The 19,374-nt window shown below is 67.0% G+C and carries 14 protein-coding genes; all 14 read left to right on the forward strand.

Features of this window, described 5'->3' with window-relative positions:
- Positions 1-2 precede the first annotated feature (2 nt).
- The gene (gene fliJ, locus J7367_RS18045; protein ID WP_005918178.1) at positions 3-458 is read left to right on the forward strand and encodes a flagellar export protein FliJ; all 456 of its coding nucleotides are present in this window, start codon (positions 3-5) and stop codon (positions 456-458) included.
- Complete coding sequence (locus J7367_RS18050; RefSeq protein WP_057661812.1) at positions 455-1,747, forward strand: flagellar hook-length control protein FliK; 1,293 nt, start codon at positions 455-457, stop codon at positions 1,745-1,747. Before fliJ ends, J7367_RS18050 begins: the two co-directional genes overlap by 4 nt.
- Before the next feature lie 165 nt (positions 1,748-1,912).
- The gene (locus J7367_RS18055) at positions 1,913-2,464 is read left to right on the forward strand and encodes a flagellar basal body-associated FliL family protein (RefSeq protein WP_022559112.1); all 552 of its coding nucleotides are present in this window, start codon (positions 1,913-1,915) and stop codon (positions 2,462-2,464) included.
- Between the two features lie 10 nt (positions 2,465-2,474).
- The gene (fliM, locus tag J7367_RS18060; protein ID WP_005917976.1) at positions 2,475-3,488 is read left to right on the forward strand and encodes a flagellar motor switch protein FliM; all 1,014 of its coding nucleotides are present in this window, start codon (positions 2,475-2,477) and stop codon (positions 3,486-3,488) included.
- Positions 3,485-3,823, forward strand: a complete 339-nt coding sequence (gene fliN / locus J7367_RS18065; protein WP_007969679.1) for a flagellar motor switch protein FliN — start codon at positions 3,485-3,487, stop codon at positions 3,821-3,823. The genes fliM and fliN overlap by 4 nt, the downstream gene beginning before the upstream one ends.
- Positions 3,820-4,227, forward strand: a complete 408-nt coding sequence (gene fliO / locus J7367_RS18070; protein ID WP_005921346.1) for a flagellar biosynthetic protein FliO — start codon at positions 3,820-3,822, stop codon at positions 4,225-4,227. Before fliN ends, fliO begins: the two co-directional genes overlap by 4 nt.
- A gap of 1 nt (position 4,228) precedes the next feature.
- Complete coding sequence (fliP, locus tag J7367_RS18075; protein ID WP_007969680.1) at positions 4,229-5,074, forward strand: flagellar type III secretion system pore protein FliP; 846 nt, start codon at positions 4,229-4,231, stop codon at positions 5,072-5,074.
- A gap of 850 nt (positions 5,075-5,924) precedes the next feature.
- Entirely contained in the window at positions 5,925-6,194 is a 270-nt protein-coding gene (locus J7367_RS18080; protein WP_005917968.1) for a flagellar biosynthetic protein FliQ, read from the forward strand.
- Between the two features lie 13 nt (positions 6,195-6,207).
- Positions 6,208-6,999, forward strand: a complete 792-nt coding sequence (gene fliR, locus J7367_RS18085; protein WP_057661814.1) for a flagellar biosynthetic protein FliR — start codon at positions 6,208-6,210, stop codon at positions 6,997-6,999.
- 214 nt (positions 7,000-7,213) lie between these two features.
- On the forward strand, positions 7,214-10,135 hold the full coding sequence (locus J7367_RS18090; protein WP_057661824.1) for a diguanylate cyclase: 2,922 nt from the start codon (positions 7,214-7,216) through the stop codon (positions 10,133-10,135).
- A 376-nt stretch (positions 10,136-10,511) separates the two neighbouring features.
- Entirely contained in the window at positions 10,512-13,427 is a 2,916-nt protein-coding gene (locus J7367_RS18095; RefSeq protein WP_081027859.1) for a ligand-binding sensor domain-containing diguanylate cyclase, read from the forward strand.
- Between the two features lie 270 nt (positions 13,428-13,697).
- Complete coding sequence (locus J7367_RS18100) at positions 13,698-15,779, forward strand: EAL domain-containing protein (protein ID WP_057661816.1); 2,082 nt, start codon at positions 13,698-13,700, stop codon at positions 15,777-15,779.
- A 146-nt stretch (positions 15,780-15,925) separates the two neighbouring features.
- Positions 15,926-17,056, forward strand: coding sequence for a flagellar biosynthesis protein FlhB (flhB, locus tag J7367_RS18105; RefSeq protein ID WP_057661818.1), 1,131 nt, complete (start codon positions 15,926-15,928; stop codon positions 17,054-17,056).
- Between the two features lie 17 nt (positions 17,057-17,073).
- Positions 17,074-19,146 (forward strand): flagellar biosynthesis protein FlhA, encoded by a 2,073-nt coding sequence (flhA, locus tag J7367_RS18110; RefSeq protein ID WP_029819345.1) that lies wholly within the window; start codon positions 17,074-17,076, stop codon positions 19,144-19,146.
- Positions 19,147-19,374: the final 228 nt, after the last annotated feature.

Below are 19,374 nucleotides of genomic sequence, written 5' to 3' on the forward strand. Positions count from 1 at the left end.
CCATGATGCAGTCCAAACGGATCGACCCACTGCTGCGCCGCGCGCAGGAACAGGAAGACAAGGTCGCCCGCGACCTGGCCGAGCGCCAGCGCGTCCTGGAGACCCACCAGTCGCGCCTGGAAGAATTGCGCCGCTACGCCGAGGAATACGCCAACAGCCAGATGGCCGGCACCAGCGCGGTGGCGCTGAGCAACCGCCGCGCCTTCCTGGACCGCCTGGACAGCGCCGTGCTGCAGCAGGCGCAGACCGTGCAAAGCAATATCGCCAAGGTCGAAGCCGAGCGCACCCGCCTGCTGCTGGCCAGCCGCGAGAAGCAGGTGCTGGAGCAATTGGCCGCCAGCTACCGTGCCCAGGAAAACAAAGTGATCGAACGCCGCGACCAGCGGGAGATGGACGACCTCGGCGCCCGTCGTTCGCGCCTGGCCCGCAGCCAAGACACCCACGGAGAATCCGCATGAATCCCTTGTCCGCCTTCGCCGCCGGCCTTGGTGCGCTTGCCGGCACCGGCAAGAAATCCAGCTACAGCGACCCGTCGTCCGAACCGGACGCAGGCCAGGACCAGTTTGCGCGCATGCTCAATCCGGCCAACACGCCGAACCAGGCCCCCCCGCAGGCACCCGAGCGCGTGCCTGCCAAGCAGTCCGCACCCAAGCCCAATCAGTCCGACAGGAACCGCAGCGACGAGGACACCCGCGACGATGCGGCCGGCGATGCCACTGCCCGGCCGCGGGCGCAGGACGGCGATGCCAAGCAGGCCAAGCCAAGTACCGCCAAGGACGCGGCAACTACCGATAAGAGCACGGCGGGCACTGCCACCAAGACGGGCAAGCCCGCCAAGGCTGCCGCTACCAGCGAAGACGCGCCCGCAGAGACAGCCGCCGCGACCGATGCCGGCTGGCCGCCGGCCGGGCTGGGTGGCTTCGGCATGGGCCTGCTGGCGCAGGCGCTGCCGGGTGGCGATGTGCTGGCGGCCGCAGCGGCGGCACTGACGGCCAGCATGGCCGGTGCCAACGGCGCTACCGCGACCGCCACCGCAGTGCCCACCGATGCAACCGCAGCCGCCGCCACTGCAAACGCTGGCACCACCCTGCCCGCGCTGGGAGCGCTGATGCCGGCCGCCGTTGCGGGCGACAAGCCGACTTCGACCACCGCCGTGAGCGGCGACGCGCAGACCGCCGCATTGATGAGCATGGCCGCCAAGGCGCTGGAACCGGCCGCCGACGACAGCGCCGCCCCGGCAGCGCCGGACGCCCCGGCATTCGTACTGCCGACCGCCACCGCACCAGGGCCGACCCGTCTGCAGGATGCGGCGCCGATCTTCAGCGCCTCGCCAACGCCCACCCCGGACCTGGGCAGCGACAATTTCGACGACGCCATCGGCGCGCGTATGAGCTGGCTGGCGGACCAGAAGATCGGCCATGCCCACATCAAGGTGACCCCGAACGAGATGGGTCCGGTCGAGGTGCGCCTGCATCTGGAGGGCGACAAGGTCAATGCCAGCTTCACCGCCGCCAATGCCGACACCCGCCAGGCGCTGGAACAGAGCCTGCCGCGGCTGCGCGAAATGCTCGGCCAGAACGGCTTCCAGCTTGGCCAGGCCGATGTCGGTCAGCAACAGCAGCATTCGGCGGGCAATCGCAATGGCGGCAACGACAGCGGCAACGGCCTGACCCTGGACGACGCCCCGCCCGTCGGAATTCCGTCGGTGGTGTTACGCCAGCGTGGATTGCTGGACGCCTACGCCTGATGCGGCGTGCCGGGCACGCCCCGGCGCCGCTGATCCGCGCGCCCGGCCGGTAGCCGATGACGCCCTTCCACCCCCGCAGCGCAAGGGCTGCGGGGGCTTTTTGCTTTCCACATGGCCTGCGCCAGGAAACCGACGCGGTTTTGGCATGCCAGTTGCATCGACAGGGTGAGCATTCCCCTGGAGCAGACTGTGGCAGCGGCTGAAAAACCCAAGAAGACCGACGATAAAGACGACAAGGGCGAGAAGAAGAAGGGCGGCAAGAAGCCCATCCTGCTCATCGCCATCGGTGTGGTGGTATTGGCAGCCGCTGGCGGCGGCGCCTGGTTCTTCCTGGGCCACAAGGGCGAGGAAAAGGGCGGCAAGCACGACGCCCCCAAGGTGGCCGAAGTGCCCAAGCCGGCGCAGTACTTCCCGATGGACCCGGCCATCGTGGTCAACCTGGCCGACCCCGGCGATGGCCCGCAGTACCTGCAGGTCGAAGTGCAGCTGGTCACCCGCGACCCCGAAGAGCTCAAGCTCATCACCGAGAACGCGCCGGCCATCCGCGCCCACCTGCTGATGCTGCTGTCGCAGGTCAAGGCCACCGACGTGGCCGACCTGGCCGGCAAGCAGAAGCTGCAGAAGTCCGCCCTGGCCGAAGCGCAGAAGGTCATGACCAGCGAGACCGGCAAGAAGTGCGTCGAAGAATTGCTGTTCACCAGTTTCGTGACCCAGTAAGGCCTGCCCGATGAGCGTCAGTGATCTGCTTTCCCAGGACGAAATCGATGCCCTGCTGCATGGCGTGGATTCGGGCGCGGTCAACACCGAACCGGAGCCGCTGCCTGGCGAGGCGCGCCAATACGATCTGTCCAGCCAGGACCGCATCATCCGTGGGCGCATGCCGACGCTGGAGATGGTCAACGAGCGCTTCGCGCGGTTGTGGCGGATCGGCCTGTTCAACCTGATCCGGCGCTCGGCCGACCTGTCGGTGCGCGGCATCGACCTGGTCAAGTTCAACGAGTACATGCACTCGCTGTATGTGCCGACCAACCTCAACCTGATTCGGTTCAAGCCGCTGCGTGGCACCGGCCTGATCGTGTTCGAACCCACCCTGGTGTTCACCGTGGTGGACAACTTCTTCGGTGGCGACGGTCGCTTCCACACCCGCATCGAAGGCCGCGAATTCACAGCCACCGAGATGCGCGTGATCCAGCTGATGCTCAAGCAGACCTTCGCCGACCTGAAGGAAGCATGGGCGCCGGTGATGGACGTGGACTTCGAGTACATCAATTCGGAGATCAACCCGCACTTCGCCAACATCGTCACCCCGCGCGAGTACGTGGTGGTGTGCCGGTTCCATGTGGAGCTGGAAGGCGGCGGCGGCGAGATCCACATCACCCTGCCGTATTCGATGCTGGAGCCGATCCGCGAACTGCTCGATGCCGGCATCCAGAGCGACCGCAACGACCGCGACGACTCCTGGAACGTGATGCTGCGCGAGCAGCTGGACACCGCCGAGGTGACCCTGTCCAGCGTGCTGGCCAGCAAGCGCATGAGCCTGCGCCAGCTCACCGGCTTGAAGGTCGGCGACATCCTGCCGATCGACCTGCCCGCCCAGGTGCCGCTGTGCGTGGAAGACATCCCCTTATTCACCGGCGAATTCGGCGTTTCCAATGGCAACAACGCCGTCAAGATCACCGCCGTACGCCCGCCCGGCGTGCAAGCCCCACGCGCCGTTCCCTCCCAGGACTCCAGCAAATGATCAACTCCGACATCCTCGACGCCTCGCCTGCCACCTTCGACAGCCTGCAGGCCGAGCAGGACCAGAACGCGGCCGACCTCAACCTGGACGTAATCCTGGACGTACCGGTGACCCTGTCGCTGGAAGTGGGCCGCGCACGCATTCCGATCCGCAACCTGCTGCAGCTCAACCAGGGCTCGGTGGTGGAACTGGAACGCGGCGCCGGCGAACCGCTGGACGTCTACGTCAACGGTACCCTGATCGCGCACGGCGAAGTGGTCGTCATCAACGACCGTTTCGGCATCCGCCTGACCGACGTGGTCAGCCCCAGCGAACGGATCCGGAGGCTGCGGTGATCGGCCTGCTGGCCGCTGCCGCGCCGGTCGCGGCCAAGGCGACCCAGGTCGGCGCGCAGGCGCCGTCCTCGCCCAGCCTGTTTGGCGCAGTCTTTGCATTGCTGTTGGTGCTTGCGCTGATCGTCGGCCTGGGTTGGTTGCTCAAGCGCATGCCCGGCAGCGGATTCCGCAGCACCGAGGGCCTGCGAGTGGTGACCAGCCTGGCAGTCGGTGCCAAGGAACGTGTGGTGGTGGTGGAGGTGAACGGCCAGCAGTTGTTGCTCGGTGTGACCGCCGGCGGCATCAGCACCCTGCACACCTTGCCCGAACCGCTGCCGACCGCGCCCGCCCCCACCCTGCCCGCTTTCAAGCAACTTCCCAATTTCGCCCAGCTGCTCGCCCAGAAGCTGCGCAAGGACCCGTGACATGTTGAGCCGTTGGAATCGTTGGGGGCGCAGTGTGCGCCTGGTGCTGATCCTGCTGGTGATGAGTTGCCCGCCGCTGGCCGCGGCCAGCCCGGCCGCGCTGCCGGCAATGGCGCAGGCCGCGGCACCGGCAGCGCCCCCTGCCGCGGTGCCGGCCGGTTCCAACCAGTTGCCGTCGCTGCCGAACGTGAGCGTGGGCCGCATCGGCGACCAGCCGGTGAGCCTGCCGCTGCAGACCTTGCTGCTGATGACGGCGATCACCCTGCTGCCGTCGATGCTGCTGGTGCTGACCGCCTTCACCCGCATCACCATCGTGCTGGGCCTGCTGCGCCAGGCGCTGGGTACCGGCCAGACCCCGTCCAACCAGGTGCTGCTGGGCCTGGCGATGTTCCTGACTGCGCTGGTGATGATGCCGGTGTGGCAGAAGATGTGGGGCGCCGGACTGCAGCCGTACCTCAATAACCAGATCGATTTTTCCACTGCCTGGACGCTCACCACGCAGCCGCTGCGCGCTTTCATGCTGGCGCAGATCCGCGAGACCGACCTGATGACCTTCGCCGGCATGGCCGGCGACGGCAAGTACGCCGGCCCGGACGCGGTACCGTTCCCGGTGCTGGTGGCCTCGTTCGTGACCAGCGAGCTGAAGACCGCCTTCGAAATCGGTTTCCTGATCTTCATCCCGTTCGTGATCATCGACCTGGTGGTGGCCAGCGTGCTGATGTCGATGGGCATGATGATGCTCTCGCCGATGCTGATCTCCGCGCCGTTCAAGATTCTGTTGTTCATCCTGGTGGATGGGTGGGTGCTGGTGGTGGGGACGCTGGCTGCGAGCTTTAACGCGTCGTAGGGGTGGGCGTGCGTGGCGCGCGGTAGCACCTGCCAGCCAGTGGAGTGTGTTTTGTAGAAGCCGCCGCACAGCACAGCTGTAGTGCCCAGGCGCTTGCGGCCTCGTGCTTAGTTCTTAAGTGCTTAGTGCTTAGTTCTTGCTTTTGCTTCTTGCTTCTCAGGGGCCCCATACCGCAGCGGCAGGCCATTCGGGCCAAACCCCGCAGGGGCGGCGCGCATGGATGCGCGACGTTTTTCAAAGGGACATGGACGTCCCTTTGAAAAATTCCCGGATGGCATGCGGACCTGGAGCGCCCAGCGCGGAAGGCGCGAGGACGGGGTGTGCTTTCTTTTGGTTACTTTTCTTTGCACAAGCAAAGAAAAGTAACTCGCGCCCATAGGGCGTGAAAGCATTTGATCTGTATCTGGATCAGATGGACGAGCAAGAGCTACAAGCGAGTGCAAGGCTTTCGTCCCCCTTCGGGGGGGAGTCACTTTCTTTGCTTGTGCAAAGAAAGTAACCAAAGAAACACACCCCGTCCTCGCGCCCCTCCGCGCCAAGGCGCTCCGGGTACGCAGTCCACGTGGGATTTTTCTAAGGGACATCCATGTCCCTTAGAAAAACGTCGCGCATCCTTGCGCGCCGCCCCTTCGGGGTTTGACCCACGTGGCCTGCCGCTGCGGTATGGGGGCCCGAAAAGCCGAAAGCAGAGCAACAGCAAACTAAAGCCAGAGCGCAGCGACAGCGACAGCGACAGCGACAGCGACAGCGACAGCCAGTGCAACACGAGGCAACTCAGATCCCCGTTCGCCAACCAATCCCGAATCCCCAATCCCACCCCTTTGGCATCCCACTTGCATCAGCACCTCCCATGAGCCCTGAAATCGCCCTGACTGAATTGCGTGGTGGCCTGGTCACCGTCCTGTGGATTGCCGGACCGATGTTGCTGGCCGTGCTGGTGGTCGGCGTGGTGATTGGCGTGGTGCAGGCCGCCACCCAGTTGAACGAACCGACCATCGCCTTCGTGGCCAAGGCAGTGGCGCTGACGGCCACGCTATTTGCCACCGGCAGCATGCTGTTGGGGCATCTGGTGGAGTTCACCATTGCGCTGTTCCAGCGCATTCCGCATCTGATCGGCTAGCGGGCCAGCGCGGATGGATGCTGCAACCCAGATGGTGATCGATGGCCAGCGCGCGTTCGCGATGGTCGGGGCGATCATGTGGACCATGCTGCGTACCGGTGCGTTGCTGACCGCAATGCCGTTGATCGGGACGCGGGCGGTGCCCGGACGGGTGCGGGTGATGCTGGCCGGAACGCTGGCGATGGTGCTGGCGCCGATCCTGCCGCCGGTGCCGGAGTGGGACGGCTTTACCGCGCAGGCGGTGCTGAGCATTGCGCGCGAGCTGGCGGTCGGGGCCAGCATGGGCTTCATGCTGAAGCTGATTTTCGAAGCCGGCGCATTGGCCGGCGAACTGGTGTCGCAGTCCACCGGCCTGTCGTTCGCGCAGATGTCCGACCCCATGCGCGGCGTGACGTCGGGGGTGATCGCGCAGTGGTTCTATCTCGGCTTCGGGCTGCTGTTCTTCGCGGCCAACGGGCACCTGGCGGTGATTGCATTGCTGGTGGACAGTTACAAGGCGTTGCCGATCGGGACCGCGTTGCCCGATGCCGGCGCATTCGCCGAAGTAGCGCCCACCCTGTTCCTGCAGATCCTGCGCGGCGGGTTGACCCTGGCCTTGCCGATGATAGTGGCGATGCTGGCGGTCAACCTGGCCTTCGGCGCACTGGCCAAGGCGGCGCCGGCATTGAACCCCATGCAACTGGGCCTGCCGCTGACGGTGTTGCTGGGGCTGTTCCTGCTGTCGAGTTTCGCCAGCGAGTTCGCCCCGCCGGTGCAACGCATGTTCGATACCGCCTTCGATGCCGCCAGAGAGCTGACGGCCTGATCGCGCATCGATATCAGTGGCCGCAAAAAGGCTGCCAGCAAACTGGCGCCTTGATCGCACCGCTCCATCCTGGAGCTCGCAACACCGTGAATGGTCTCAAGTTTCTGAACGCGCAGCCGTCAAAACCCCTACACGATTGACGCTGCGTATCGTCGTCCAACACCTCTCCATCCCACGGGAATCGATGCTCACTGTGCCCGCGCTGTTGGCCCCGATGCGATTGCAAGGCGCCCGCCTGCATGCAAGGGCGTGGCTGTTGCTGGCGGCGGTGCTGATCTCCAGCACCAGCTGGGCGCAAACCTACAGCTTCCGCGAGTACGCCCAGGCCGATGGCCTGCAGGGCATGACCGTCAACAGCCTGCTCGAAGACCGCCAGGGTGTGGTCTGGGTCGGCACCGAGCTGGCGCTGCACCGTTTCGAACGCGAACGCTTTACCCCGGTCGGCAAGGAGAGCGGGCTGGATGCGCGCTATATCCGCGCGCTCGGGCTGGATGCGGCCGGACGTCTGTGGGTGTCCAGCGCCAATGGCCTGTTCGTGCGCGAGGGCAACGACTTCGTGCAGGTGCTGCGCGATGGCAAACCGATCCGCGCCGACAGCGGCAATGTCGTTGCCGCCTACGCCGATGGCGTGGTGGTGGTCAGCGAAAACAGCCTGCTGCGGTTGTCGCCCAGTGCCGCAGGCGGCTGGTCGGTCCACCCCCTGCCCTTGCAGTTGGACGATGGACGCCTCTTGCCGGCCGGCAGGGCCTTGCTGGCCGATGGAACCGCGTTATGGGCCAGCTGCGGCCAGCACGTCTGCCGGATCGATGCCAGCGGCAAGATCACCTTGCTGGCCGAGAACGACGGCGTGCCCGAACGGCAATGGCGCGCGATCTTTCGTGATCGCCTGGGCACCCTGTGGTTGCGCGGTGGCGGGCTGGTGCTGTCACGTGCTGCCGGCGAGCACGTGTTCCGCAATCGCCCGGCGCCGGCGGGCACCCGATTCGACACCCTCTCCGGTGCCACGACGCTGTCGGAAGATGCGCAGGGCCGCCTGCTGACGCGCTCGGACCGCGGCCTGGTGCGTTGGGAAGGCGACCATTGGCGCTACTTCGGTCAGAGCCAGGGGCTGCAGATCAGCCCCATGGTCGGCCCGTTGATGATGCAGAGCACCGGCCAGCTGTGGATCGGCACGCGCGGCCTGGGTGTGCAGCGCTGGCTGGGCTACGGCACCATCGAACACTGGGACGAAAGCCAGGGCCTGGCCGAAGCGCCGACCTGGGTGAGCCAGCGGCTGCCCGGCGGTGAGCTGCTGGTCGGTGGCGATGCGGGCTCCAATGTGCTCGATCCGCGTAGCGGACGCATGCAGCCGTGGACGCTGGAGAACGGCCAACCCCTGCTGCAGTCCATTTCCATTGCGCTGTCGCCGGACGATGGTGCGGCCTGGGTGGCGCGCTCGTCCGGGGCCGTGGCGCGGCGCGACCCGCGTAGCGGCAAGACCACCGATGTGCTGCAGCTCGACCTGCCGATCAACAGGCTGATGTTCGATACGGCCGGCACTTTGTGGATCACCACCCCGCGCGGGCTGTACCGCGTGCAGCGCGGCACCCCACTGAGCGCCGAGCGCGAAACGGCGCTGCCGGCCGCCTTCGTGGGCGATATCGACCTGGATCCGCAGGGGCGGCTGTGGGCCAGCACGCGCGAAGGCCTGTTCCTGCAGGCCAAAGACGGCCGCTGGCAGCGCGTGCAGGTGCGCGGCGACCTGCCTAGCCAGGATTTCTTCCTGCTCGATTTCAGCGCCGATGGCGAAGTCTGGCTGTCGCTGCGCGATACCGGGCTGTGGCACGGCCGGCTGCAGGCCGACGGCAGGTTGACGCTTGCCGCCGTGGACGACCCGCTGGTGGCACGGGTGATGCCCTTCATCCTGCGTCACGACAGCAAGGGCCGGCTATGGCTGGGCAGCAGCCAGGGCCTGGATGTGTACCAGAACGGGCGTTGGGCGCGGGCCACGCGCACGGAAGGGCTGTTGTGGGACGACATGTCGGCCAATGCATTTTTCGAAGATACCGATGGCAGCGTCTGGCTCGGCAGCAGCCGTGGCCTGACCCACTTGCTGGATCCGATGCGCGTGTTCGCCGCGGCGCCGCTGCGGGTGGACATCCTGCATGTGCGCCGCGGCAGCCAACCGCTGCTGCCGCAAGCCCGGGTGGAGTGGTCGCAGGTGCCGCTGGATGTGGAACTCAGCACCCCGGGGGCGGAGGGCGGCCCGGACCGCGTCAGCTTCCGTTACCGGGTCGAAGGCCATCAGGCCAGCTGGACCAGCACCTCGCTCAGCCACCTGACCTACCCGCTGCTGCCGCCGGGCAGTTACACGCTGGAAGTGCAGGCGATGGATGCCTACCAGCGCAGCAGCAGCCCGATCACCCGCTTCGGGTTCGAGCTGGTGCCACCGTGGTGGCGGGGCGTTTGGGCCATTGTCGGATACGTGCTGCTGAGCATCGCGGCGGTGATCGCGCTGCTGCGTTGGCGCACCGCCAAACTGCTGCGACGCAAGCGCGAACTGGAGCAGCTGGTAGCCAAGCGCACCGCCGAGCTGGAACAGGACAAGCGCGATCTGGAAGCAGCGCGCGCCGAACTCTCGCTCAAGGCCACCCACGACGAACTCACCGGCCTGCTCAACCGCGCCGGCATCCTGGCCGCGTTGCGCGAGATGCTGCTGCATGCCGAACACAACGGGCGTCCGCTGGCGGTGGTGTTGATCGATCTGGACCACTTCAAACTGGTCAACGACCAGCATGGCCATCTGGCCGGCGACGCCGTCCTGGCCGGGGTCGGCCGCCGCATGGACACCCTGATGCGCGGCGACGACCGCATCGGCCGTTACGGCGGCGAAGAATTGCTGGCGCTGCTGCCTGGTTTGAACCTGGATGCCACGCATCGGCTGGACGCCCTGCACCGCGGCATCTGCGGCGACTACCCCATCGATGGCGGCTGGCTGCATGTCACCTGTTCGGTCGGCGTGGCCTGGTTTCAGCGTGGCGAAACGCTTGAGCAACTGCTGGCGCGCGCCGACGCGGCGCTGTACAGGGCCAAGCGCAGTGGCCGCAATCGTGTCGATTACGACCACGTGCCGCTGGACACGTTCGATCAGGTGTGACGGCAGCGCAGGTGACTTAAGCCGCGCGCCGCACCCGTCCCACGCGGACCCTGAAGGCACCTGAGCGCTGGCAACCGAGTGCAGCCTTCGATCAACACACGCTGCTCCTGCCAATGACCACGCGTGGAAAGCCCTGTAGGGATTGCGGGTGATTGTGCTTGCGCAAACGTGTGACCAGCGTCGTACAACACGCGAGCTGACAGCCGCGTTCGCCAGATCCTCACGCTGTCATGCTCGCTGAAGCATTAAAGAAATACGCGTCGGCCGCCGCTAGTTGTTCCAATGCAGCCTGCGATGGGGGGTTGCCGAGGCAAGGCTGAGACACCGCGCGAGGGGCGCGGACCGCATTGCCGATGCGTGGGAGACTGCAACGTCCGTGGGGTTTGAGCACCGCCAATGGAGGTCATCGCACCGGCGTGCACCGCTTGCCATGGTGTTGCTGTTGGCGTTGCTGTCGTTGGCCGACCTGGCCGGTGCGCAAAGCGCCAGCATCCGCCGCTATGCCCACGACCAGGGCCTGCTCGGGCTTGCCGGTACCTGCCTGCTGCAGACCCGCGCCACCTTGCTGTGGGTGTGCACCGAGAGCGGGCTGTATCGCTACAACGGGCGCATCTTCCAACAGGTCCCGCTGGATGGCCTGCGCAACGAGCCCACCACCTCGATCGCCGAAACCGCCGATGGGCGACTATGGGTGGCCGGCTTCCAGGCCTTGTTCGTCGGCGACGAGCACGGCTTCCGCAAACTGCAGCCGGATGAAGCCGAGCACCTGGGGGAGCAGATGCAGCTCGCCACCCTGTCCTGGGGCACGGTGCTGGCCAATGGCGGCACGCTGGAAATCCTGCAGGGCCGCGCCAACGATCGCTGGCACAGCGAACCGTTGCTGGACACGGCAACCCGGGTACGCGTTCCCGAGTTGGCGAAGTCGCTGAGCCTGTCGGTGGACGGCGACACGCTGTGGGTGGGCTGCGCACGTAAGCTGTGCGCCATCGATGCGCAGCGCAAGGTGCAGGTGTTCGGGCCCGAACACGGCGTGCCGGACGACCGGTGGTACAGCGTGTTGCGTGACCACGATGGCGGGCTGTGGGTGCGCGGTGCGGGCACCCTGCTCTATCGCGCGCGCGGGACGACCGCCTTCAGTGTTCGCTCGCTGCCGCTGCTGGATGGCAGCACGGTCGGGCGGCCGGCATCGCTGGTGATGGACCGCGAAGGACGCGTGCTGGTGCGTCGTAACGACGGACTGGCGCGTTGGGAAAACGGCCACTGGCGCACTTTCGGCGCGGACAATGGGCTACCGCCCGGCAGCAGCGATGCGATCTTGGTGGATCGCGACGGCGATGTATGGATGACCGTCGACGGCGAAGGGCTGGTGCGCTGGGCCGGCTACGAATGGATCGAAAACTGGGACGCTTCGCAAGGCATGCCGGCCGCGCCGACCTGGTCGATCGCCCGCGACGCGCAAGGCGCGCTGCTGGTCGGCAACGAGCACGGCATCGGCCGCCAGGCCGACCCGGGCGAGCGCTTCGTCCCGGCCCTGCACAGCGCCGGGATCCAGGTCGTGGGCATGCAGCGCAGCGCAGACGGCACCCTGTGGACGCTGAATTCGGCCGGTTTCCTGCGCCGCACCTGGCCGGACGGGCACAGCGCGCAGATCGCGAAGCTGCCGCGCACTGCGCGTCGCCTGCTGATCGACCGCCAGGGCCGGCTGTGGATGCTCAGCGCCGGCGGCTTGTTCGTGATCGAACACCCGCTCGACGGCGGCAGCCTGCAGGAGGTGGCCGACGTGCCCGCCATCGCCTACACCGACGTCCAGCAAACCGCCGACGGCACGCTGTGGGTTTCCAGCTCCAACGGCTTGTTCCGGCTGCGCGATGGGCGGTGGTCCAAGGTCAAGGTCAACGGCGGCACGCCGGAGCCATGGATCGCCAAGTTCCACATCAGCGACAGCGGTGAGGTATGGCTGGCGTTCTATCGCCCCGGCCTGTGGCACGGCATGTTGTTGCACGACGGCCTGGACCTTCAGGAAATCAGCGACGAGGCGCTGCGCGATGTCGGCGTGTACCTGCTGCGCGGCGACAGCGTCGGCCGGGTCTGGGTCGGCCATGCACGCGGCGTCGAGGTTTACGACGGCGAGCGCTGGGCGCATCTGTCGCAGTCGCAGGGGCTGATCTGGGATGACGTTTCCGAGGCTGCGTTTGCCGAAGATCCGGATGGTTCGGTGTGGATCGGCACCGCACGCGGCGTGAGCCACGTGAGCGACCCGGCGCGCCTGTTCGACGAACGCCAGCCCAGCGTGCGCATCGACAGCGTCAGCCGCGGCGGCATGCCGGTGCAGCGCGGGCAGCTGCTGGGCTGGAGCGACAAGCCCTTGCACATCGAGCTGTCGACGATGGAGGTCTACGACGACCCCAGCCGCCTGACGGTGCGTTATCGCCTGCTCGGCCTGCACGACCAGTGGATCCAGAGCGACAACCTGTCCATCGACCAGCCGCCGCTGCCCTCCGGGCATTTCCGTCTGCAGGTACAGGTGCTGGACCGCTACCGTCGCACCGCTTCGCCGATCGCCGACCTGCCCTTCGCGGTCGCGCCACTGTGGTGGCGCAGCCCGCCGGCGATTGCGCTGTATGTGTTGATCGGCGGCGGCCTGCTGATCGGCCTGTGGCGCTGGCGGCACCGCCATCTGGTGGCGCGCGAACGCATGCTGGCCGAATTGGTATCCGAGCGCACTTACCAACTGGAGCGCGAAAAACGCGAACTGGAAAACGCGCGTGCGGCGCTGGCCTTGAAGGCCAGCCACGACGCACTGACCGGCCTGCTCAATCGCTCCGGCATCCTGGAAGCGATGGCCGAAGAACTGCAGGGCTACGCGCACGGCGAGCATCCGCTGGCGGTGGTGTTGATCGATCTGGACCACTTCAAACAGGTCAACGACGAACATGGGCATCTGGTCGGCGATGCGGTGCTGGCCAAGGTGGGCGCGCGGCTGACGGCCTGCCTGCGCGATTCGGACAAGGTGGGCCGCTACGGCGGCGAAGAATTGCTGCTGTTGCTGCCAGGCATGAGCCAACAGAGCCAGCAGCGGCTGCGCGCCATCCACGAAGCGCTCAGTCTTGCTCCGTACGAGGTGGGTGCCGCACGCCCGCTGCAGGTGACCTGTTCGGTGGGCGTGTCCTGGTTCCGCGTCGGCGACACCGCCGCCTCGCTGCTGGCGCGTGCGGACGAAGCGCTGTATCGGGCCAAGCGCTCCGGCCGTAACCGCATCGAGCCGGAGGAACCGGAAAGTTCGGTGGCATGAGCCGCGCCGGCGGCCAGGCCATGCCGGCGCGCTCAGGAAGGAAGCGCACGCGTCTCGTTGGCAGGCCCCGGCGCGCCGGCAGTCGATGTGGGCGAACATGCCGTGATTGCGTACGCCGACTGCGTACGCGGACGGCCGCAGGACCTTGAAGCGTGCCGTCTGTGGCGGCAACGCGGGGTTGATGGCATTGGCCGCTTCCCGCGCTCAAGAAGTCGCGCAAGGGGTCGCTAGGTCTTGGGCAACGCGTCTTTCGACGTGGGAACTGGATAGGTGGTCGGAACCTACAACCCTGGCATGGTGATGCTGTCGCTGGTGGTGGCCGTGCTGGCTTCCTACACCGCGCTGTATCTGGCCGCACGTACCACTGCCAGTCGCGGCGGCATCGCGGCCGCGTGGCTGGTGGGCGGCGCCATTGCCATGGGCATCTGGTCCATGCACTTCGTCGGCATGCTGGCGTTCCGCCTGCCGATTCCGCTGGGCTACGACCTGGCGCTGACGTGTTATTCGATGCTGGCGGCGATCCTGACCTCGGCGCTGGCGCTCTGGCTGACCTCGCGCACGGACCTGCCGTTGCTCCGGTTGGGCCTGGGTGCGCTGTTGATGGGGCTTGGCATCGCGCTGATGCATTACATGGGCATGGATGCGCTGCGCATGGTGCCGGCCATTCGCTACGACCCGCTGCTGTTCGGGCTGTCGATCGCCATCGCCATCGGCGCCTCTGCTGCCGCGTTGTGGATCGCGTTCCGGCTGCGCCACGATGGGCAACGCTCCAGCCTGCGTCTGATCGCCGCCTCGATCATGGGCGTGGCGATCGTGGGCATGCATTACACCGGCATGGCCGCCGCGCAGTTCGCGCCCGGTAGCGTGTGTGGCGCGGTTGCCGAGACGCATCTGCCGTTGTCGTGGCTGACGGCGGTCGTGGTGCTGGTGACCTTGGTCCTGCTGATGCTGGCGCTGGTCATTTCGTTGCTGTCGCGCCGCTTTCAGCAGCGCACCGATGTGCTGGCGCAATCGCTGGCCAAGGCCAATGCCGAACTGGCACTGGCGACGCTGCACGACCCACTCACCCGGCTGCCAAACCGCATCCTGCTGCACGAGCATCTCGTGCAGAACATCGAACGCGCCCAGCGCCAGGGGCAGCGCTTTGCGGTCATGCTGATCAACCTGGACGGCTTCAAGGTGATCAACGATGGTTATGGTCATGCGTTGGGCGACCGCCTGCTGGTGGTCGTGGCCGAGCGCTTGAACGCGCACCGGCGCGCGCATGGCAGCCTGGCGCGGCTGGGCGCGGACGAATTCGTGCTGGTGGCCGACATCGTCGACCCGGAAGATGCCGCTGCGCTGGCCGCGCATCTGGTGCAGGCGCTGGCGGTACCGTTCCTGGTTGCCAACCACGAGCTGCGCCTGAGCAGCAGCATTGGCATTGCGCTGTACCCGGAAGACGCCGGTAGCGAGCACCAGCTGCTGACGCATGCCGATGCGGCAATGACCCATGCCAAACATGCCGGCCGCAACCGCTACAGCTTTTTCGAACGCTCGATGACGGCCACCACCCGCGACCGCCTGCAGCTGCTGCAGGAACTGCCGCGCGCGCTGGAACTGGGGCAGTTCGTGCTGCATTACCAGCCCAAGTACTGCGCCGAGGACGGCCGCCCGATCGGCGCCGAAGCGCTGATCCGCTGGCAGCACCCGGAACGCGGCCTGGTGCCGCCGGACAGCTTCATTCCGCTGGCCGAACGCAGCGGCATGATCGGCCTGCTCGGCAGCTGGGTGCTGCGGCAGGCTTGCCGCCAGATGCGCGACTGGCGGCAGGCCGGGCACGGCGACTGGCGGGTGGCGGTCAACCTGTCGGCCCTCCAGCTGGCCTCGCCCAGCCTGCTGGACGAAGTGGCCACCACGCTGAGCGAGTATGCGCTGGCCCCTGGCCAGCTCACCCTGGAAATCACCGAAACCATGGCCATGCGCGACGCCGAGGCCTGCCTGCGCACCCTGGGCCAGCTCAATGCGCTGGGCGTGCGCATCGCCATCGACGACTTCGGCACCGGCTATTCCAACCTGCTCTACCTGCGCAAGCTGCCGGCGCACGAGCTCAAGATCGACCGCAGCTTCGTCCAGGCCATGGACGGCAGCGCCGAAGACATCGCCATCGTGGCGGCCGTGGTGGCGCTGGCGCACACCATGCGCCTGCAAGTGGTGGCCGAAGGCGTGGAAACCCTCGCCCAGCGCAACACCCTGGAACGGCTGGGCTGCGACCAGCTGCAAGGCTATCTGCTGGGCCGCCCGATGGACGCCGAACGCTTCATCGCCACCGTGGTTGCCGAGCGCGACGGCCCGCGCCGCCCGGCCAGCTGAGCCGCTCGCTGCAGCCCCGGCGTCTGGCCTAAGGTGCAACCCGCAGCCACCGCTTTTCCGAATCCCGATTCCCGATTCCCGATTCCCAGCTCCACAAACTGGAACGCCGCTTGCATCGGTTGGGCTAATCCCCCACCGGCACCTCCATGTCCGAGTCCGAAGACGGCGGCGAGCGTACAGAGCTTCCCACCGAAAAACGCCTACGCGAGGCCCGCGAGCAGGGCAACATCCCGCAGTCGCGCGAGTTGTCGACCGCGGCGGTGTTCGGTGCCGGCGTGTTCGCGCTGATGGTGCTGGCCCGTGGCATCGGCGATGGCGCTGCGGTGTGGATGAAGACCGCGCTCAGCCCGGACCCGAAGATGCGCGAGAACCCGATGGCGCTGTTCGGCCATTTCGGCGATCTGCTGCTGCAGTTGCTGTGGGTGATGCTGCCCCTGATCGGCATCTGCCTGGCTGCCGGGCTGGCCGGCCCGCTGATGATGAGCGGCCTGCGCTTCTCCGGCAAGGCGATCATGCCCGACCTCACCAAACTCAACCCCGCCAACGGGATCAAGCGCATGTGGGGCAGCAACAGCCTGGCCGAGCTGATCAAGTCGGTGCTGCGCCTGCTGTTTGTCGGGCTGGCCGCCAGCTTCTGCATCTCCAGGGGCCTGCACGGCCTGCGCTCGCTGGTGAACCAGCCGCTGGAACAGGCCATCGGCAACGGGCTGGACTTCACCAAGAGCCTGCTGTTCTACACCGCCGGCGCGCTGGTGCTGCTGGCCGCCATCGACGCGCCCTACCAGAAGTGGAACTGGCTGCGGAAGCTGAAGATGACGCGCGAAGAGATCAAGCGCGAGATGAAGGAAAGCGAGGGTAGCCCGGAAGTGAAGGGCCGCATCCGCCAGATGCAGATGCAGATGTCGCAGCGCCAGATGATGGAAGCGGTGCCCAAGGCCGACGTGGTGCTGATGAACCCGACCCACTACGCGGTGGCCCTCAAGTACGAAGGCGGCAAGATGCGCGCCCCGATCGTGGCGGCCAAGGGGGTGGACGAAATGGCCTTCCGCATCCGCGAAGCCGGCGAACAGCACCGGGTGGCGATCGTCACCGCGCCGCCTTTGGCACGCGCCTTGTATAGGGAAGCGCAAATCGGCAAGGAAATTCCCGTGAGACTCTATTCGGTCGTGGCCCAGGTGCTGTCCTACGTCTACCAGCTGCGTGGCTGGAACGGCGGCCCGATGCCGGAACTGCCGTCGCTCGAGGTGGATGAGTTCGGCAAGGGAGCCGGCGCATGAGCGCCCGCCCCGCGCCGATGAACGCCCGCCGCGTCATGGAGTTGCTGCGCAACGGCCTGGGCGCCCCGCTGGCGTTGATGGCCATGCTGGCCATGCTAATGGTGCCGCTGGCCGCGCCGGTGCTGGATGCGTTGTTCACCTTCAACATCGCCATCTCGCTGATGGTGCTGCTGGCGGTGGTGTATGTGCAGCGCCCGCTGGAATTCACCATTTTCCCGATCGTGCTGTTGATGACCACGATGCTGCGACTGGCGCTCAACGTCGCCTCCAGCCGCGTGATCCTGATCAACGGCCAGGACGGCCACGCCGCGGCCGGCAAGGTCATCGAGGCCTTCGGCCAGTTCGTGATCGGCGGCAATTACGCCGTGGGTATCGTGGTCTTCGCGATCCTGACCATCATCAACTTCGTGGTCATCACCAAGGGTGCCGGACGCGTGTCGGAAGTGACCGCGCGCTTCATCCTGGACGCCATGCCCGGCAAGCAGATGGCCATCGACGCCGACCTCAACGCCGGTTTGCTGACGCGTGAGGAGGCCAAGGCCCGCCGCGAGGAAGTGCGCGAGGAAGCCGACTTCTACGGTGCGATGGACGGCGCCAACAAGTTCATCCGCGGCGACGCCATCGCCGCCATCCTGATCCTGTTCATCAACCTCATCGGCGGCATGGCGGTGGGCATGCTCCAGCACGGCATGAGCTTCATGGATGCCGCCTCCACCTATACCCTGCTGTCGATCGGCGACGGCCTGGTGGCGCAGCTGCCGGCCCTGCTGGTCTCCTCTTCGGTCGCCTTGCTGGTGACCCGCGCCTCGCGTGCGCAGGACATGCGTGGGGCCATGGTCAGCCAGGTGTTCGGCCAGCACCGCGCGTTGGCGGTGGCTGCGGCCATCCTCGGCCTGGTCGGCCTGGTGCCGGGCATGCCGAACGTCGCGTTTTTGACGCTGGGCCTGGTCCTGGGCGTGATCGCCTGGAAGCTGTACAAGCGCAGCTTGGCAAAACCGGCTGCCGGCGATCCGGCGGCCGATCCGCAGGCGGCCGCCGCTGCGACCGCCGCCCAGGCCAGCGCCGAACTGAGCTGGGACGAGCTGCGCCCGATCGACCCGCTGGGCCTGGAAGTGGGCTACCGGCTGATCCCGCTGGTGGACAAGAACCAGGGCGGCGAACTGATGGCGCGCATCAAGGGCGTGCGCCGCAAGCTCACCCAGGACATCGGTTTCCTGGTGCCGCCGGTGCATATCCGCGACAACTTGGAACTGTCGGCCAATGCCTACCGGCTACTGGTGCATGGCGTGCCGGTGGCCACCGCAGAAATCTATTCCGACCGCGAACTGGCGCTGGACCCAGGCGGCGCGCTCGGCCAGCTCGACGGCATCCCCGGCAAGGACCCGGCATTCGGCCTGGACGCCACCTGGATCCAGCCGCACCAGCGCGCCTATGCCGAATCGATGGGCTACACCGTGGTCGACCCGGCGACCGTGGTCGCCACCCACCTGTCGCACCTGATCCGCGAACACGCCCCCGAATTGCTCGGCCACGAGGAGGTCCAGCAGTTGCTGGCGACCCTGGCCAAGACCGCGCCTAAGATGGTCGAAGACCTCACCCCGAAGGCCCTGCCGCTGTCGGTGGTGGTGCGCGTGCTGCAGAACCTGCTGATCGAGAAGATCCCGGTGCGGCAGCTGCGCAAGATCGTCGAAGCGCTGGTCGAACACGCCCCGCATAGCCAGGACCCGGCCACCCTCACCGCCGCCGTGCGTACCTCGCTGGGTCGCTTCATCGTGCAGGAAATCGCCGGCATGTCGGCGGAGCTGCCGGTGTTCACCCTGGCCCCGCAGCTGGAGCGCGTCCTGCAGGAATCCACCCACGGCAACGGCGTGGCGCTGGAGCCCGGGCTGGCCGAACGCCTGCACCAGAGCCTGGCCGATTGCGTGGGCAAGCAGGAAGCCCGCAACGAACCGGCGGTGGTGCTGGTCCCCGGCCAGGTGCGCGCCGCACTTGCCCGCCTGGTCCGCCACAGCGTGCCCAGCCTGTCGGTGCTGGCCTATAGCGAAGTGCCGGAAGACAAGCGCCTGAAGCTGGTCGGCACGATCAGCTAAAGACTAGCGCCCCTCATCCGGCGCTGCGCGCCACCTTCTCCCGCCCGCGCGAGAAGACAACGGGTTGCCAGCGCTGCAGCGGCGTTGCACCAACGCCTCCCTTCCCCCGCCTGCGGGGGACGGTGCCCGAAGGGCGGATGGGGGCAGCCGTCTCGCGATGTTCCCGCAGGTGTGACTCTCACGGCACCAACCGCCCTCATCCGGCGCTACGCGCCACCTTCTCCCGCC

It is taken from the genome of Xanthomonas sp. D-36-1 (assembly GCF_017746155.1).
Classification (GTDB): Bacteria; Pseudomonadota; Gammaproteobacteria; order Xanthomonadales; family Xanthomonadaceae; genus Xanthomonas; species Xanthomonas cissicola.